The organism is Luteibacter sp. dw_328 (assembly GCF_018449605.1).
In the GTDB taxonomy this organism is placed as follows: Bacteria; Pseudomonadota; Gammaproteobacteria; order Xanthomonadales; family Rhodanobacteraceae; genus Luteibacter.
Genome location: NZ_JAAVUW010000001.1, coordinates 979597 through 996893, shown reverse-complemented (window position 1 = coordinate 996893; position 17297 = coordinate 979597). Strand labels below are relative to the sequence as shown.

At 65.1% G+C, this 17297-nt stretch carries 15 protein-coding genes; 2 read left to right on the top strand and 13 right to left on the bottom strand.

The annotated features are described in order from the left end of the window. Nucleotides 1–5 precede the first annotated feature (5 nt). The 4 genes from HB634_RS04135 to HB634_RS04120 all read right to left on the bottom strand — a co-directional run bounded on the left by HB634_RS04135 (nt 6) and on the right by HB634_RS04120 (nt 5978). Nucleotides 6–3116 (bottom strand): CusA/CzcA family heavy metal efflux RND transporter, encoded by a 3111-nt coding sequence (locus tag HB634_RS04135; protein WP_213947653.1) that lies wholly within the window; start codon nt 3114–3116, stop codon nt 6–8. After that, a complete protein-coding gene (locus HB634_RS04130) occupies nt 3116–4249 on the bottom strand; it encodes an efflux RND transporter periplasmic adaptor subunit (RefSeq protein ID WP_213947652.1) in 1134 nt (377 codons plus the stop codon). Before HB634_RS04130 ends, HB634_RS04135 begins: the two co-directional genes overlap by 1 nt. Further along, nucleotides 4246–5520, bottom strand: coding sequence for a TolC family protein (locus tag HB634_RS04125; protein ID WP_213947651.1), 1275 nt, complete (start codon nt 5518–5520; stop codon nt 4246–4248). Before HB634_RS04125 ends, HB634_RS04130 begins: the two co-directional genes overlap by 4 nt. Nucleotides 5521–5591: 71 nt before the next feature. After that, on the bottom strand, nt 5592–5978 hold the full coding sequence (locus HB634_RS04120; RefSeq protein WP_063570461.1) for a hypothetical protein: 387 nt from the start codon (nt 5976–5978) through the stop codon (nt 5592–5594). A 114-nt stretch (nt 5979–6092) separates the two neighbouring features. On the opposite strand from HB634_RS04120, the gene HB634_RS04115 reads away from it, so the two are divergent. Beyond that, nucleotides 6093–6551 carry a hypothetical protein gene (locus HB634_RS04115; RefSeq protein ID WP_213947650.1) on the top strand — a complete coding sequence of 153 codons (459 nt, stop codon included), beginning with the start codon at nt 6093–6095 and terminating at the stop codon, nt 6549–6551. Between the two features lie 115 nt (nt 6552–6666). Beyond that, nucleotides 6667–7116: a hypothetical protein gene (locus tag HB634_RS04110; RefSeq protein WP_213947649.1), complete on the top strand. Its 450-nt coding sequence runs from the start codon at nt 6667–6669 to the stop codon at nt 7114–7116. A gap of 45 nt (nt 7117–7161) precedes the next feature. Here the strand turns inward: HB634_RS04110 and HB634_RS04105 are convergent, their stop codons facing one another. From HB634_RS04105 to HB634_RS04065, 9 genes are read right to left on the bottom strand one after another with little or no spacing between them, the layout of a single operon-like run. After that, a complete protein-coding gene (locus HB634_RS04105) occupies nt 7162–8367 on the bottom strand; it encodes a hypothetical protein (protein ID WP_213947648.1) in 1206 nt (401 codons plus the stop codon). Continuing rightward, nucleotides 8364–9530 carry a glycosyltransferase family 4 protein gene (locus HB634_RS04100; protein ID WP_213947647.1) on the bottom strand — a complete coding sequence of 389 codons (1167 nt, stop codon included), beginning with the start codon at nt 9528–9530 and terminating at the stop codon, nt 8364–8366. The genes HB634_RS04105 and HB634_RS04100 overlap by 4 nt, the downstream gene beginning before the upstream one ends. Next, the gene (locus tag HB634_RS04095) at nt 9527–10165 is read right to left on the bottom strand and encodes a polysaccharide deacetylase family protein (RefSeq protein WP_063573659.1); all 639 of its coding nucleotides are present in this window, start codon (nt 10163–10165) and stop codon (nt 9527–9529) included. The genes HB634_RS04100 and HB634_RS04095 overlap by 4 nt, the downstream gene beginning before the upstream one ends. Continuing rightward, nucleotides 10162–11334 carry a glycosyltransferase family 4 protein gene (locus tag HB634_RS04090; protein ID WP_213947646.1) on the bottom strand — a complete coding sequence of 391 codons (1173 nt, stop codon included), beginning with the start codon at nt 11332–11334 and terminating at the stop codon, nt 10162–10164. The genes HB634_RS04095 and HB634_RS04090 overlap by 4 nt, the downstream gene beginning before the upstream one ends. Continuing rightward, nucleotides 11331–12449, bottom strand: coding sequence for a glycosyltransferase (locus HB634_RS04085; protein ID WP_063572344.1), 1119 nt, complete (start codon nt 12447–12449; stop codon nt 11331–11333). Before HB634_RS04085 ends, HB634_RS04090 begins: the two co-directional genes overlap by 4 nt. Beyond that, nucleotides 12446–13804 (bottom strand): phenylacetate--CoA ligase family protein, encoded by a 1359-nt coding sequence (locus tag HB634_RS04080; RefSeq protein WP_213947645.1) that lies wholly within the window; start codon nt 13802–13804, stop codon nt 12446–12448. The genes HB634_RS04085 and HB634_RS04080 overlap by 4 nt, the downstream gene beginning before the upstream one ends. Beyond that, a complete protein-coding gene (locus HB634_RS04075) occupies nt 13801–15063 on the bottom strand; it encodes an O-antigen ligase family protein (RefSeq protein WP_063572346.1) in 1263 nt (420 codons plus the stop codon). Before HB634_RS04075 ends, HB634_RS04080 begins: the two co-directional genes overlap by 4 nt. Continuing rightward, nucleotides 15051–16157 (bottom strand): polysaccharide deacetylase family protein, encoded by a 1107-nt coding sequence (locus HB634_RS04070; protein WP_213947644.1) that lies wholly within the window; start codon nt 16155–16157, stop codon nt 15051–15053. The genes HB634_RS04075 and HB634_RS04070 overlap by 13 nt, the downstream gene beginning before the upstream one ends. Then, nucleotides 16151–17284: a glycosyltransferase family 2 protein gene (locus tag HB634_RS04065; protein ID WP_213947643.1), complete on the bottom strand. Its 1134-nt coding sequence runs from the start codon at nt 17282–17284 to the stop codon at nt 16151–16153. Before HB634_RS04065 ends, HB634_RS04070 begins: the two co-directional genes overlap by 7 nt. Nucleotides 17285–17297 lie beyond the last annotated feature (13 nt).

Sequence of the window (17297 nt, the reverse complement as noted above, 5' to 3'; positions counted from 1 at the left end):
TCCTGTCAGGAAAGGGATGCTTGTGTGGCCCTGCGCTGCTCCATCCAGTCGTAGAGAAGGGGAAGGAGGACGAGCGTGAGTAACGTCGAAGTGATCAACCCGCCCACGACGACGGTCGCCAGCGGTCGCTGCGTTTCTGCGCCGACGCCGGACGAGAGCAACATGGGCACCAGTCCAAGGATTGCCACGCTGGCCGTCATCAGTACGGGGCGTAGTCGCAGTGCCGTTCCCCGGATGACCGCATCGCGCGCGCTCAACCCCGCCTTCTGCTGCTCGTTCAAGAAGCTCACCAGGACAATGCCGTTCAACATCGCCACGCCGAACACGGCAATAAAGCCGATGGCAGAGGGCACCGAGAGGTACTGCCCGGTGACGAACAATCCGACGATGCCCCCGATCACGGCGAAGGGCACGTTGGCCAGGATCAGGAACGCATAGCGCACTGAATTGAACGCGGTGTAGAGCAGGACGAAGATGAAGAAGATCGTCGCCGGCACGATGATCGAAAGGCGCTTCAACGCTCGCTGCTGGTTCTCGAAGGCGCCGCCCCATTCGGTGTAATAGCCGGTCGGCAGCTTCACGGCCTGCGCCAACTTGGCGTTGGCCTCCTGGACGAAGCCATCGATATCGCGGCCGCGCACGTCCATCTGGATCACCGCATACCGCTGCAGCTGTTCGCGGCGGATGAACGAGTAGCCTTCGGCCGTGCTGACCCTGGCGACCTGCGACAGCTGAACCAGTGCGCCCGAAGGCGTACGGACCGGTATCCGTTCGATGGCGGACAACGAGGCTTTGCTCGCGTCGTTCAGACGAACAGCGATGTCGAAGCGTTTGACGCCGTCGAGCAAGGTACCCACGGGTTCGCCACCGATACCGTTACGGACCACCGTGAGGATGTCGTCCGCGTTGAGGCCGTATCGAGCCAGGGCATCACGGTCGATTTCGATGCGGATCTGCGGTTTGCCGATGTTCGCTTCCAGGCCCAGATCCGCGACGCCGGGCACGGTGGCCAGGGTGTCCTTGATTCTCGCGCTCAGCCGATCCAGTTCGGCCAGGTCATTGCCGTAGAGCTTCAATGCCAGGGTCGCGCGCACGCCGGAAATGAGCTCTTCGATGCGCATCTGAATCGGCTGCGTATAGCTGACCACGGCGGTCGGAAGAATAGCCGTGAGTTCGGTCTGCATCGCTTCCTCGATGCTTTCCAGTGTTTGTCCTGCGCGCCACTGGTCCTTCGGCTTGAGCGGGGTGTAGACCTCCATGTAATTCACGTCGGCGGTCTCGCCTTTCTCCGCGCGGCCGATCATGGAAAGGGTCGTTTCGACTTCGGGGAACGTCGCCTTGATTCGTTGCGCGACATGGTTGGAGATATCGATCGATTCCTCGAGTGAGGCGGAGGGAATCGAGGTGATTCGCCACATGATCGCCCCCTCCCGGAGGTTGGGCATGAACTCCTTACCAAGAAACGGAAAGAGTGCCAGGCTGCCGACCAGCGCTGCCACGGCCATGCCGATCACCGCCTTGCGGTGGCTCAGCGACCAGATCAGTACACGGGCGTAGCCGCGTTTCAGATACGCGACCAACCGGGTGTCCTTTTCCGCCTTCGGCTTGAGCATGAGTGCCGCGAGCACGGGGATCAGCGTCAGGGCGAGAATCAACGAGCCGGCCATGGCGAAGGTGATGTTGAAGGCCATCGGCTTGAACATCTTCCCTTCCAGACCCTGCAGGCTGAACAACGGCAGGAAGACGACGATGATGATGCCGATCGCGAACGCGATCGGGCTTGCCACTTCACGGGCCGCCTCGAGCACGGCCGCGGTCCTGTCGATGTGCCCGCCATGCGCCTTGCGCTCAGCCATGATGCGGAAGGCGTTCTCGACCATCACCACCGAGCCATCGACCATCATGCCGATACCGATCGCCAGGCCCGCCAGCGACATGAGGTTGGCTGACAGCCCAGCCTTCTCCATGCCTATGAACGCGATCAGCATCGCCAGTGGCAAGGTCACCACGACGATCAGTGCGCTGCGCAATTCGCCCAGGAAAAGGAACAGGACGATAGCGACGAGGATCGAACCCTCGACCAGCGCCCGCACCGCGGTGCCGACCGCCGCGTTGACCAGGTCGGTGCGCTCGTAGACGGGTTTGATGGTGGTGCCGGCGGGTAGCGACTGCTTGACCGTGTCCAGCTTGGCTTTCACCGCATCGACCACGCTCTTGGCGTTCTCACCGATACGGGCCAGCGCCTGGCCCATGACGACTTCCTTGCCATCGCGAGTGACCGCGCCGGTACGCGGGGCGCCGGCCTCGACGATGGTGGCGACGTCGCGCACGTAGATGGGTGTGCCGTCGTCGGTCTTCAGGACGATATTGCCGATGTCGGTGGCATTCCTGACCAGGCCCAGGCCACGAACCAGGTACTGCTCACGACCCACGTCGATGAAGTTGCCGCCGACCTGGGCGTTGTTAGCTTCCAGTGCCTGCATCACTTCCTTGAAACCAAGGTTGTGTGCGATCAATCGCATCGGGTCGACCTGCACCTGATACTGCTTCTCCTGACCGCCCCAGGAGGTGACATCGTCCACGCCGGGTGCCGTGCGCAGGATCAGCCGCACCGTCCAGTCCTGCAAGGTGCGCAGGTCCATGTCCGAAGGAGCGTTCTTCAGCTTTTCATCGGCGCGCTCGACCGTATACCAGAACACCTGTCCCAGGCCCGAGGTATTGGGACCCATCTCCGGCTTGCCATAGCCCGCCGGCAAGCGATCGCCGACCTGCTGCAGACGCTCGTTGACCAGCTGGCGAGCGAAGTAGATGTCCATGTCGTCGGTGAAGTAGACCGAGACGTAGGACAGACCGAAAAGGCTGACGGAGCGGATCTCTTCGACCTTCGGCAGCCCGGCAAGTGCCGACTCCACGGGAGTCGTCAGCAACTGCTCGACGTCCTCGGCGGCGAGGCCCGAGGCTTCCGTGTAGACGTTCACCTGCACGGGCGTGACGTCCGGGAAGGCATCGATCGGCAAGGTGCGAACGGCCTGAAAACCGACCAAGCCAATCACCGCGAAGATGATCAGGACCAGCACTTTGTATTTGAGGGAGAGTTCGACCAGACGCTCGAGCATCAGTCTTCTCCAAGCTGCGAACGCAGGATACGGGCCTTCAGCGCGAACGCGCCTTTGCGCACGTAGGGCGCGCCTGCAGCGAGACCCTGCTTGATTTCGGTCCAGCCATCGCGTGTGTCGCCCACCTCCACCGGAACCGGTTCAAACTGGCCGGGCTTCTGGCCGCGGACGAAGACCGTGGCCTGGTTCTGCAAGAGCACGACGGCCTCGGCGGGCACAGCCAGCTGCCGCGTGTTCGAGGTGATGGCGATGCGGCTTTCCACCAGCTCCCCTGGGTGCAACACGTCCTTCTCGTTGGCCACCTGGATGCGAACATCGACGGTGCGGGTTTTTTCATCCGTCTGGTGAGATCGCTGCACGACCTTGCCGGGCAGTTCGGTACCGTGCGCGAGGATGGTCACCGTATCGCCTTCCTTCACCTGTTCGGCGGCGGCAGGGGACAGACGCGCCTCGACCCACACGGACGACTCGGTGACCAGGGTGAACAAGGGACGGCCAGGTTCGATCCGTTCACCGACCAGGAACGCATCCGTCGTCACGCGTCCGGCACGCGGGGCGAGCAGCTCGAAGCTGCCGTCCGCTGCGGACGAGCCTCGCTTGATCAGATGGGCGATCTGCCCCTCGGATAAGCCATATGCCCTGAGCTTTGCCTTGGCCTGGTCGCGCTGCACCAGGGCTTCGTTATAGCGACGCGCCGAGACCGCCTGTGCGCCGAGTGCGGCCACGCGCTGCCAATCCTGGCTGGCTACGATGAGCTGGCCTTGTGTCTCGGCCACCTCGACGCTGGACAGCACGACGAGCGGTGCGCCGGCAGTGACGATGTCGCCCAGCCTCGCTTTGCGGGCGACGACCTGGGACGCGACCCGGGGCGAGACCAGTACGGTGTTGTAGGCATCGACTTTGACCTCGCCGGGTGCCTTGAACTGGTCGGACACGGTGCGGACGGTAAGGGTGTCGACGACGATGCCGGCGGTCTTGATCGCGGCGACATCGAGGACGAGAGGGTTGCTCGCCGCAGCCTCATCGGCGGCCGTCGCGCTGGCATCTTCCGCGCATGCGGCAAGGGACAGACCGCCGAGCAACACGGTAAGCGAGAGGCTCAGGACGGTAGAACGGAGCAGTGGCGTCGTCATCGGGAAGTGTCCTTGAAGGGTCCGTCGATCCATTCGGTCAGACGACCGGAGGCGGCGAGGTAATCGAACCAGGCCTGCCAGGTCTGGCTTTCCAGCGCGCGGCCGGAGAGCGCCGTATCGAGGCTCTGTTTGAGTTGCACGAGGTAGTCCGAGGTGCCGATCTCGCTGGCTTGCCACAACTTTTCGAGGGTCTGGATGCGTTCGTCGAAGGCGTTGGCGCGGCTTTGCCGGAACGATTCCGCCGCGCCGCGCAGGGCGGTGTAGGTGGACTGGGCCTGCGTGAGGCCGGCGTTCGAGCGCAGCGTGGTCGCCCGTCGTGAGGCGAACGCCGCGTCGGCGTCAGCTTGTGCGGCGGCGATCTCGGCACGACCGGTGTTCAATATCGGAATCGGAATGGAAAGGCTGACGCCGACGACACGATCGGTGCGCGTGCCGCTTCGCACATGCCCGCCGGTCAGGCTCACCGTCGGATCGGGCCGCTGCGCGCGCTGGGCGACCACGACGCCGGCCTCGGCACGGTCCTGATCCGCTTGTGCCTGAAGCCACTCCGGGCGGTCGGTCAGCGCCACAGGAACGACTAGCCCGGCGCTCGGCGGCAGGGCCGGAGGCAGTCCGGGCAGCGCGTCGCCGGCGTCCCCGCCGACCGTGGCCAGGGCCGCCAGAGACGCAGCCTCCTGGCCTGCCAGGGACGCCTGTTGGATCTGCGCCTCGCCCAGGGCCAGGGCCGCCAGGTCGCGTTCGGAACTGCTGATGTCGCCCACCTTCAGACGCTGGGCTGCGAGCTCGTCGAAACGTCCCATCAGGGCCAGGCGTCGGCGACCCAGTTCGGTTTGTTCTCGCGCCAGCATCGCGCCGGCCCAGGCCTTCAACCAGTCCGCGGCGATATCACGACGCGCGAGTGTGTAGGCCGCCTGCCGGGCCCGCACGTCCGCATCGCTCTCGATGGTCCGGGCCCGGCGTTTGCCGGAGAGGTCCAGCGCCAGGCTCGCACCGACCGTACGGCGATCGACGTCGGCGTTCTCGCCCTCCAGTTGCAACGAGGGGTTGTAGAGAGGCTGTGCGGCGGCGCGAGCACGGGCCCGCGCGGCACGCAGGGCCGCATCGGCAAGCTGCACCTGCGGGCTGTTGGCCCACAGCTCATGGACTGCGGATTGCAACGCGGGAGGTGCGAGGAGGACCGGCGGTGGGGCCTCCGCATAAGGGGAAGCGGAAACAGTGGCGGCAAGGAACACGCACACGGCGCCCCAGGGCGCTGCACGCAACAAGAACATGGGGAAATCTCCTGAAAACCAGCAACGATCGACGCACCCGATTTATCGGGCGAGCGTCGGAGACGAGGGTTTCAGGCGATAGGAGGCCGTAGCGGCGAACGATTGAACAGCAGCCTCGGCGCCGCCGGTAGATGGCTGACGACGGCGGGCAAGCCGATGACAGCGGCCAGAACAGGCAGGGTCGCCGGCAACGCCGTCGCGTGCGCACAGGCACAGTGGCAGCCGCCAGCTTCACCGAGCAGGCATGTGTCACCCTCGTCCGCAGACGACGTCGCCGCTGCGACCATGCTCTCGATCGTTGTGTGACCGCCGGGCGGCACGTTGGATGCCACACGGGGGCCGTCCAGCACGCACACGGTTCCCGCCGCTATCTTGATCATCAGCGCCGCGATCAATAGCAACCAGCCGCCTTTGTGGCGGCGCAGGCGCTGAAGCAGCGTGGGAAGGGTGCGGGACATGGTCGGGATGCTAGGGGATCGCCTGCCTGTTAGACAATTCCATCGTGCAATCGGACACATTTTTCAGAATGATCCGATATCCGATGCCGCGGGGGACCCCTAGTCTTCCGGCCCATGATCTGGAAGAAATCGATGATCGCGGCCGTCTCGGCTGCCCTGGTGAGGCGCTACCCGGCGCCCTGGACCGCGCTGATGTTCGCCGTGGTCCCCGTGCTGTTGCGTTGTGTATCGTCGTACGACGGGGGCGCACTGTTGGTCTGCGTCGGGCACGATGGCTTCCGATCGGCGCCCGCCGTCGGGGCAGTCGTCTTCGCATTGAGCTTCGTCGGGTTCCTCAAGTACAGCTCGCTCACCGACTTATTGGCGTACGCGCTTTGGCTGGTGACGTTTCTGTCCGTGGCCATACTGGGGATCGTGATGTTCGAGGCTTTCGGACCACCGGAGCAGTGGAGCGGCTCGCTCTCACTGCCGGCGACAGTAGTGCTCAGCTGCTGCGCCGGCGTGATCTCCGGAGCGCTCCTGAGAGCCGCCTTTCTCTTCTGTAGGAGCCGCTTCAGCGGCGAAGGGTGCTAGCCCAAACGTGAGGAATTAACCCGTTCACGCACCCTGTACGGACGCGGTGAAAGATTCTCCGCCAGGAAGCGTTCCATGCAGCCTGACCCGGCTGCGGCGGTCAAGGGGAGTGGTGATGAACGGCAAGGGAAGCAGGTCACTGCTATGGATGGCGTGCGTTCTTCTGGCAGTCTGGTCCGCGGCGAGTGTGGCCCATGAGACCAGGGATAAGGCATCCGGCTGCCTCAGGAAGGTGGACTGGAAGGCGACGGCGTTTGGCGCCCAGGACGATCCGGATGAGATTTTTATCTCCGCGGAGGCATTCGACCAGCTCGCCGGCTGCATGGCGCAAGTCGGCGTTGCGGCTGGCGGACCGGTGGGGAGAATCGTACACCGGGGGCTTATCTACGTAAGGTCGCCCCAGTATCCCGGAGCGTGTGACGAGCTCAAGACGGATGCGGTTCGTTATGCGTTGTGTACGGGCGCGCGTGGGCCTGCGACGCACGATCCGAAGCTGATCGGCTGTGAGAATGAGTATTGCGATTTTAGTGTCGCGGATACGCGGCTGCGGTTTGGCCAGCCGTAGCGTGTAGCTCTCGCTCGGTAAGAGCCGATTCATCGGCGCTGGGCGTTACGACACGGTTTGGATCGCCGATGAATCGGCTCCTACAACAGCGGTCGCGGTTGCTTTGCCGGGTTTGGGGAGCTCGAAGTCGCGGTAGCGGCCGGGGTCGCCGGTCATGCCGGCTTCGGCGGCCTTGGCGATGTTGTACATCTCTCGGGCGGTGACGTAGTGCAGGACGTAGTCGCGGCCGTCGTTGTACGTCGACTCCAGGTAATCGTGCATCGCGTCGACAGGCTGGCCGAGGAGGGTGTCCATGTCGCCTTCCTGGGTACCGTGGGTGTGGATCTTGATGAAGGTCCACTCCGGCCGGCCTTCGACATGGATACCCGTACGCACCCATTGGTCCACGCGAGACGGCGTGGGCGGTGAGCCACGGCGGATATCGGAGTTCTCGATGCGCGGGATGATGCCGAAGCGGCGGTTCTTCCAGTTCAGGCCCAATACGCCCTGGATGATCAGCAGGTCGCCCGACGGCTCGCCGCCCACGCGCATGCGTACGCCGGTATCGTGCGACTTGCACTTATGCGGGTCGTCGGTGGCGTAGTAGATGGCATTCGACATTCGCGTCTGCGTATCGCTAGGCGCCGAAGGCAGAGTGAAGTCGGCGTAGCAACCAAGCTCGCGCAGCAGGATCAATTCGTTGTTGATACCGCACCAGCGGCCATCCGCGCGTGAGTTATCCAGGCACCAGTTGCCGTGGATGAAGGCGAAACGCAGCTGGCCAGTCACCGGGTCGCGCGGCAACGCGTTGTGCTTGTCGTGCAGCAGCCGGTTGAAACGATCGATCGTGGCGACGAAGTTTTCCGGCGTGTCGTTGTCGTGGTGGAGGTGGATCTCGATCTCGCCGTAGCCATCGGCACAGAGCGACTCGATCTTGTCGAGGTGCTCCTCCACGTATTCTTCTTCGGGATAGAAAAAGCTGTGCTGCGGCACGCGGCCGTCGGCGTCGCGGTGACGCGAGGCCAGGGCGCGGTAGTCGGTGCACCAGCGATCGACGCGACGGCGCTGCGTGTCCATGTCTACCCGGCCCCAGTTCGGCTCGAAGTGGTCGACAAAGCAGAACATGACGTGCACAGGTCCGGAAACCTCCGGCCGCTTATGCCGGGTGAGGTAGCCCCACAGCCAGTACTGCATGTTGCGCGCGCGGATAGCCACCGTCACCGCAGCGGCGAAAGCGAGCAGGAGAAAGACGATCAGGGCGAGGACGATCACGCGGCGACTCCGGCTGGCACCAGGGTAAGCAGTTGTTCGGCGTTGTTGCGCCACTGCCGCTCGCTGGCGATGTAGTCACGCGCGGCATGTCCCACGCGCCTGCGTTCATCGGTCAGCCGGGCCAGCTCGAGCACGCGCTCGACGCAGGCGGCGGCATCGCCGTGCGGGAACAACCATCCCGTGCGGCCATCGGCGATCACTTCGGCGACCGGCGCGTAATCCGGTGCGACCATGGGAACGCCCATACCCATGAACTCGAACAGCTTCATGGGAGAGCCGTAGTGATTGGAATTCGGCAACACGGCATAGTCCATGCAGGCGATCCAGCTGGCGACGTCCTCGTGGGGCACCCGGCCGGGCAGGAGCACCCGGTCGCTCAGGCCCCGCTCGGCCACCAGGGCGCGCACCGCGGGGAGCGTCTTGCCGTCGCCGACGAAGACCAGGGCCAGCTCCGGCACGTCGTGGAGACGGCTGGCGATGGCCTCGACGAAGTCGTCCACGCCATGCCAATGGGCGAAGGCGCCGATATGCCCGCACACGGTGCGGTCGCTCAGCCCGCGTTCGTGGCGTAATGTCTCGCGGTCGAAGCGCGCGGGATCGAAACGAGACAGGTCGACGGCGTTTGGTGAGATCACCGACGGCGCGATGTCGCCGTAGGCCGCGATGGCCGCGTCGCGGAAGTAGGTGGAGATAAAGACCAGTCCGGTGGCGTGGCGCAGGCACCAGCCTTCGATGCGTCGCGCCAGACCCTTCATGGTCAGCGGTCGCACGCGATCGACCAGGGCGGAATCGTTGATTTCCAGCACCAGCGGGATGCCGCGACGACGGGCCAGCCATATCGTCGCGAAGAGGAATAGCGAGTAACGCTCGTAGATCAGCTTCGGCGGATGCGTGCGCCATGCGCGGCGCATGCGGGCCAGCGTGACGAGGTTGTAGAGCAGTTCGAACATCTCGAAGACCACGCCTGGCAGCTTCGTGACCAGGCCTGCGAGACCGCCGCGTCCACCGGTGGCAGCCTCGGGCGCCTCACGTTCCGGATCCGCACCGGGGAACGACATGACCGATACGTCATGCCCCAGATCGCGGAGCGCGTGCACGATCCCGCGGATATGCACGCCCTCGACGTGGCGTCCGCGCGTCCGGTGGTGGTAGAGGATATTCAAGGGGCGTTGCCGGGCAGGGCGCCGAAGCGAATGCCCTGGCCGAGCCATTCCGGCAGCATGACGTCGAGCGCCTCGGCGGCCTTGTCGCTGTCATCGTGCATGAGCACGATGTCGCCAGCGGCGGGCGGGTCGTCGCGCAGGCGCGAGATGAGCGCCTCGATCGGACGGTCCTGGTAATCGAGGCTGTCGTACGACCAGTAAATGAAGCTGCGCTTGCGGCGCGCGAAATGCAGGAGAAGCTTTGCCCCGACGTATCCATGCGGGGGGCGCATCCGGTGGTGCGGCCGGTTGTCGAACAGGCGCAACAGCGCGTCGGTCCGGTACACCTCGTCGAGCTGCTTGCGCAGATCCATGTTGGTGAAGGACCAATGGCTGTAGGAGTGATTGCCGATCATGTGGCCGTCCGCCACGATGCGCTGGACGATCTCCGGGTACTGCTCGATCTTCTCGCCGACCAGGAAAAAACTCGCCTTCACGTTGTGTCGTGCCAGCGTGTCCAGAAGCCTGGGCGTGTGCTGAGGGTCCGGACCGTCGTCGAAACTGAGATAACGCAGGTCATGGTCGCGCGTGCGCGTCAGCACGAGCGCCTCCGGCAGCAAGCCGAGCAAGTCGTGTTTTTTCAGTTTCCAGTTCATGCGTTGGCGCCAAGATGTGCCGGTTCGCCGGCGGCTACGCGATGGAGCGTGTGCTCCAGGCGATCGATGTTCTCGTCCCAACGGAAGGTAGCCGCATGCGCGGCGATCACGGCGGGATCGAAATGACGTTCGAAGACTTCGACCAGGGCCGTGCCCAGTTCATGGGGCTGATGGACCGGTACGAGGATGCCCGCCGTCTCCGGCAGCACTTCCGGAATGCCGCCGACGGCCGTCGCCACTACCGGAGTGCCGCAGGCCATGGCCTCGAGCACGACGTTCGGCACGCCCTCGTTGTGGCTCGGCAGGCAGAGCACGTCGGCGGCGCGAAACCAGTCAGCTAGCGCGGCATGGTCCACGGCGGCTTCGAAACGCACGGCCGGCGCACAGCAGAGCGAGGCGGCGCGGTCCTCGAGGTTCGCTCGTGAGGCGCCGTCGCCAACATAGATCAGACGTGCATCGTGATGGCGCTTAACCAGCATGGGGAACGCTTCGATAAGGTCGTGACAGCCCTTGGTGGCTTTGAGGTTACCTGCGTAGAGCACGATGGGCACTTCGGCCGGAAGGCCTAGCCGTTGGCGCGCCGCGGTGCGATCGCCGCGGTTGAATACGCGGGTATCGACGCCGTTGTAAATCGCTTCGACGGCTTCCGCGGGCGCACCCAGTTCGACGGCCTTGCGCGCGAGGGCCTTGCTTACCGCCACCACGGCGCCTGCGCCGCGCAGGGCCGCACGAATTTGCGGGCGGCGCAGGCGGGCTTCGGCCTGCACGTTGAGATCGCTGCCATGCACCTTGACCACATAGGGTATGCCCAGCAGTCGCGCTACCCAGGCACCGGCAACCGCATCGGGAAACGCCCAGCTGGCCAGCAGTACGTCGTAGCGCGCGGCGCGCAGCTCACGGCCGCGCTGCCACATCACGCTGGCGAAGAAGCAGAACGCGTTGAGGAAGCGACCGATGCCCGGCGGGTGGTAGAACGTGAAATGGTCGCGCTTGACGCCCGGCACGTTCACGGTGCCCTGGGCGCCGGCCATGCGTTCACGGAAATCGACGGCGGTGAGGACATCCACCTCGTGGCGCTCGGCCAGCCGCTGGAACTGCTGGCGATTGAAGGTGCCACGGCGCGGATCCCACGGCGTGGGGAACAGGTTGGTCAGGACCAGGATCTTCATGAGACCGCCTCCATGTCGCCAAAGTAGAGCTTTCCATACCGCGTCGCCATGGCTTCGAGCGAGCCATGGGTTTCCACCCACTGACGCGCCGCACGGCCGAACGACGCGGCGCGCTGGGATTCGTGGAGCAGGCCGAGAATGCCGTTGGCCAGGGCGGGTGCATCGGCCGCGGGGACCAGTCGTCCGGTGGCGTCGTCGCGAACGATCTCTGCATTGCCACCGACGTCCGTGGCGATGATCGGCAGGCCGGTCGCGCAGGCCTCGAGCAGGGCCATCGAGTAGCCCTCCGTGATCGACGAGAGTACGAACAGGTCGAAACCCTGCAGCAACTGGCGTACGTCGTTGCGGTCGCCGAGGAAATGCACGGCGCCGGCCACGCCCTCATCGAAGGCGCAGGCACGCAGGGTCTCGCGCAGCTCGCCATCGCCGACCAGGACGAGAGCGGTATCCGGGCGGCTCTGGTGCACCTCACGGAAGGCGCGGATGAGGCTGGCCTGGTCCTTGGCCCAGTTGAGCCGGCCCACCGTGCCGATGATGCGCGTGCCCGTGGGGATGTTGAGCATGCGCGTGAGCCGCTCGTGCATCGTGTCCGAGGCCAGATCGAAGCCGCCAAGCACGATACCGTTGGGTACCACGCAAGCCTTCGCCGCCGGTACGATGCCGCGGTGCACCGCATCGCGGCGCGCGGCCTCGCAGACGGCCACCACGGCATCGGTCGCTTTCATGGCGCGACGGAACAGCCATTCGCGGCGACTGGGTTTCTGCTGTCCGCCCATGCCGTGACGTGTATTGACCACCTGGCGGATGCCCATGCCGGCCGAGGCGAGCACGGCCTGGTAGTGCGCCACCGCATTGTGTGTATGCAGCACTTCGGTGTGGTGCGCGGCAATGTGAGCGCGGGCGCGGCCAACGGCGCGAAGGTCGAAGCCGGGCTGTTTGTGGCAGGCGTGCACCGGGATGCCTAGGCCGTCCAGTTCGCCGGCGAGCGAGCCGCGCTCGAACAGGCAGACCACCTGCACCTTGTGACCGAGGCGCCGTTGTTCCGTGACCAGATCGAGCACCATCCGCTCCAGGCCGCCGCGATTGAGGTTCTCGACGAAGTGGGTGATGTTCACTCAGTCAGCTCCGAGACGGTGACGCGCAGCTTGCCACTGCGGGTCAGCGGGATATCGTCGACGAAGTGGCAGTGCAGCTCGGCGCTCTCACCGAGTACCTTGGCGACTTCATGGCGGATGTAATCGAGCGATGCGTCGTTGAATGCATCGCCACGCACGATCGACAGGTCGAGCCGATCGAGGCGGCGCTGTACCAGCTGAAAGCGTGTCAGGCCCGGCACGTCCTTGAGCATGTGCGGGAAGAATTCTCCCGGCAGGACGTGGCCTGCGGGTGTACGAATGGCGTCGAGCTTGCGTCCGTCCACCGATGCCAGCCTGGGCAGCCCGCGACCGCAGGCGCAGGGTTTGCCGTCGGCGTGGGTGGCCATGTCGCCATTGACGTAGCGAATGAATGGCATGCCGTAGTTGTAGAGGTCGGTGATGGCGATCTCGCCGCTGCCCGTCGTTGTCGGCTTGCCATAGGCATCCAGTGTCTCGACCACGAGATGGTCCGCGTTGACGTGCAGGCCGTCGCGGTGCTCGCACTCCGAAGCGATCAGCATGAATTCGCGGCAGCCATAGGTGTTGAAGGCCGGCGCGCCGAAGGCGCGCTCGATGATCTGCCGCTGGAACGGGTGCAGGGCCTCTGCCGCACCGATGATCGACGCGGGGGAAGCCACGCGGCGGTTGTTCGCCAGCAGCCACTCGGCGAGGCGCACCAGCGGGCCCACATAACCGACGATGACGTCGGGACGGTAGGCGTCGATCGCGTCGGCATAGTCGGCGAGGTTCGATTCGCTCATGCGGAAGCTGTCGAGCAGCTTCCGTGCGAACACGGTGTTGTAGAGGCGGTCCTTCAGCTGATGACTCGCGCTGGGGTTACCCACGGGCCCGCCCCAGAGAAAGAGCGTGCGTCGGCCCATGCGTGAACCCGCCCATCGATAGCCACGCCACATCACGGCGACGCGGCGGTCGTTGCTCTCGCGGGTGAAGCCAAAGCGCAGCGGTTCGCCGGTCGATCCGCCGGTGGCCTTGTAGCCGAGGCCGGCTTTCAGCGAAGGAGCTTTCAGGTCGTCGGCATGGTTGCGGATGTCGGCTTTCGTCAGCACCGGCAACTGCGCGAAGTCGGCCACGCTCCGGATGTCACGCGGTACGATGCCCAGCGCCGTCCAGTGCTCGCGGTAAAACGGTACCTCGCGGTAGCACCAGTCGAGCAACGCCTGCAGGCGCTCGAACTGGAGCGCTTCGATCGCTTCGCGGCTGAGCCACTGGTCGCTCTCGTAACGTCGCATATGTCGCGGCGTGCCACGTCGACGCAAGCCGCCTTCGTAGGCGGGCCAGATGACGTTACGCAGGGCGGATTCGTAGAAGCTCATACGGTTCTCAGCAGCACGGCGACGAGAACGAAGAGGGCGGCGACGCTACCTGCGGCGGCGGGTACCCAGCGCCATCCACCGTCGGAGAGACGAAAGAAGGGCAGTTCCGGCCAGCGCTTGCGTGCGCCGATGTAGTGGCCCGCGACCATGGCGGCGATCAGGTACAGCACCACCATGTAGCTGCGGCTGAGGAAGAAGGCGGCGGCGAACAGGCCGCACAGCGAAAGCAGCAGGGTGAGTGCGATCTGTTTTTCCATCATCCACTCCGCTTCGACCCTGGGGTCCGTGCCGGGGACGCGCACGTGGCGGAGGATAGTGAGCATCATCCAGAAGCCGTAGCCGACGAAAGCGAGCCAGAGCACGAATCCGACGAAGCCGGTTTCGGCCAGGACCAGCACGAACGAGTTGTGCGCGGTGAGCTCGTTGTATTCGGTGAAGTTGCCGGCGCCCACGCCGAAAGCCGGGTTGTCGCGGAACATCTCGAGGCCGGCATACCAGGCATCGACACGCCCGGCTGCGGATTCCTCACCCGCGTCGAGCTCGTCCATGCGCGAGGAGACAAGCTTCATGGCGGTCAGGCCGACCACGCCGAGGATGCCCGCCACCACGATACCCTTGCGATACCAGACGTAGCAGCCGGCGATGATGAGCACGGCGAGCAGGGCGCCGCGCGAGTTGGTCAGGACGATGCCGTAAAGCAGGAGCATGGCGCACCCCAGCCAGACGGGGCGCATCATCCCGGTGCCGCGACGGCCGAGAAAGACCGACATGGGCAGGCAGGCGGCGAACAGCAGGCCGAGGTCGTTCGGGTCGTTGAAGATGCCGACGTACTGGATGCGTCCACCTTCGCTCAGTGGGATGCCGGTCCAGCCCGTACCCAGTCGCGACTGTTCGACGCCGTGCAGGGCGAGCACGGCGGCACAGGTGACGAATACGCCCATGGCAACGCGGACGCGCTTTTGCGTGTTGCAGGCTGCGCCGAAGACAAAGAAGGCAATCACGACCGGACCGAAGCGCGCGAGTTCATCGATCGCGCCGCCGGTCCATCCGTTGGTGACTTCGGAGATCATCAGGATGAGCAGGAAGGCGGGAAGAATGAGGAACTGCGGCGCGGCGAACGTCTTCGTGTTCGAGAACAGCCATGACGCAAAGGCGAGCAAAAGCACGACGGGAAGAACGGGCACGTTCTCCAGCCCGGGCAGGTAGTCCTGCGGCCGGATGATCGTGAGTACCACGTAGAGGAGGATCAGAGGGAACATGCCTGTTCCTTGGGGCCATTCGCCTCATGCGCGGGCGTGGGATAGCTCATCAGCTGCGGCAGGGCGAGCATGGCGGCGAACCAGCCGGGGCCCATGTTGCTTTCTACCGGAAGGCGGTAGAGAGAGTAGCGATTCTCGGAGGGCTCGGCATTGGTCCCGCAGATGTAGCTGCAGGCCAGCTTGAACCCCGCGTTGCGGGTCGCCGCGATCACCGCGTCGTTGTATGCACGGTCGCCACCGACGGGGTAGGACATGAGGATCGACGGGTTGCGAAGCTCGCGGTCGAGCGTGGCTTTCGACTCGCGAATCTCGCGCTCCATCTCGTCCGGTGGTAACCGGGCGAGCATGCGATGGTGCACACCGTGGGAGCCGAACTCGAGGCCGGCGGCTTCCATCTCGCGCACCTGGTTCCAGGTCATCGGGCGACAGTCCACCGGCCGGGCGTGGGCCGAGGGCATGTTCCACTCGGACTCGAGGCGGTCGGTCATGGCGCTCTGGCCCAGTGCATCCAGCCATTTCATCTTCAGCAGGATGCTGCCGGCGATGCGTCGCCGTGAAGCGCGGTCGGGCGGAAGCGGAACATCGATCTGAAGCTCCGGCAGCACCAGGCGAGGTGCGCTGGTGGTCAGGATCATATGGACCAGCCAGTCGTACGCATACGGCTTGCCGCTGTCGATATGTCCGGTGGAGACGAAGAAGGTGGCCGGCACGCCCAGCTCGTCGAGGATCGGCGCGGCAATGCGGTAGTTGTCGTCGTAGCCGTCGTCGAAGGTCACGGCGACCGTGTCCGGCGGCAGTGCTTCGCCGGCATCCAGCGCCGCGACGATGTCCGTCAGGCGCATGGGCCGGAAGTACTTGCGCAGGCGCAGCATCTGCTCGCGAAACTGGTCCGGCGGCGTGCTGATCAGTTCGAGGTCGAATTCGTAGGTATCCGGATCGGGCAGCGGCATGATGCGGTGATAGGCGAGGATGCGCAGGTCACGCTGCCACCAGGCACGCACCCGCTGCAGCGAATGCAGCAGGCCGCTGGAATAGCAGAGTTCACCGAGACGGCCACGGATGCCTGGAGCGCCACCGTTCATATCGATCACCATAAGTGCAGCCTTCGATTGCGTGCGAAGGCCAGCAAGGCCTGCGCCGCGAAGAGGTTGAGGTAGAAGAACGCCACGGCGATTCGCAGGGGAAGCAGGCGGCCGAGTGCGGGGCGCAGGCGTGCGAGGCCGACCATCAGCGCACCGGCGACGAGACAGCAGAAGGCGAAGGCATACATCGGGTGCCGGGTGAACAACACCCCGGTACTCACCGTGAGTGTGAGGATGAGCCAGGGCGCGAGCAGCCGGAGCAGCTTGTGACTGACAAAGCGCAGCCAAAGTGGATTGCGCCAGGGCAGGAGCAGCCAGGGTGCGAGCTGGATTAACTGGTAGTTGCCCGCCAGCGTGCGGATCTTGCGGCGGCGTTCGTCTTCGGGCACCTGGGAGGGCTGGTCCCAGGCCATGGCGCGCGGTTCGAAGACCACGCGCTTGCCCTGGGCGGCCACGCGCATCGGGACAAGCACATCGTCGAGGACGGTACCTGGGGGGATCGGTTGGAACAGGGAGCGGCGCATCGCGTAGAGCGCCCCGCTGACGCCGATGGTCGACCCGGAGCGGCTCTCCGCGTGACGGATGCCTTTCTCGTAGCGCCAGTAGAAATCGACGCCCTGGGCGAACCCCGTACGGACGTTCTCCATGTGCAATTCACCACCCACCGCGCCGACAGTGGGGTCGGCAAGGTTGGCGACCAGTTCGGTCAACGCGGTGGGCGAGAGCTTCTGCCGCACGTCGGTGAAGAGCAGCACGTCGCCGCGGGTGAGAGCGACAGCGTCGTTGAGGCAGGCGGCCTTGCCGCGGCGGTTCGGATAATCCAGCACAGTCAGGCGCGCGTCGGTGGAGCGGCGCGCCGTGGTCACGGTGTTGTCGTGGCAACCGTCGCAGGCGACCACGATGTCGATGAGTTCCGGTGGATAGTCCAACGCCTGCAGGCTGGCCAGCTTGGCGCGGATGAAGCCGGCCCCGTCGTGCACGGCGATCACGATGCTCACCGTCGGCAGGATGGCCCGTCGTGCCACCGGCTGCGGGCGCAGGCGTGCCTGCAGCCACACCAACACGGGGTAGCCGACGAAGACATGGACAAGCAGCAGGGCCGATGTCCAGCAGGCGAGCCAGGCAATGTGCGAAATCATGGCATTCCCCCCG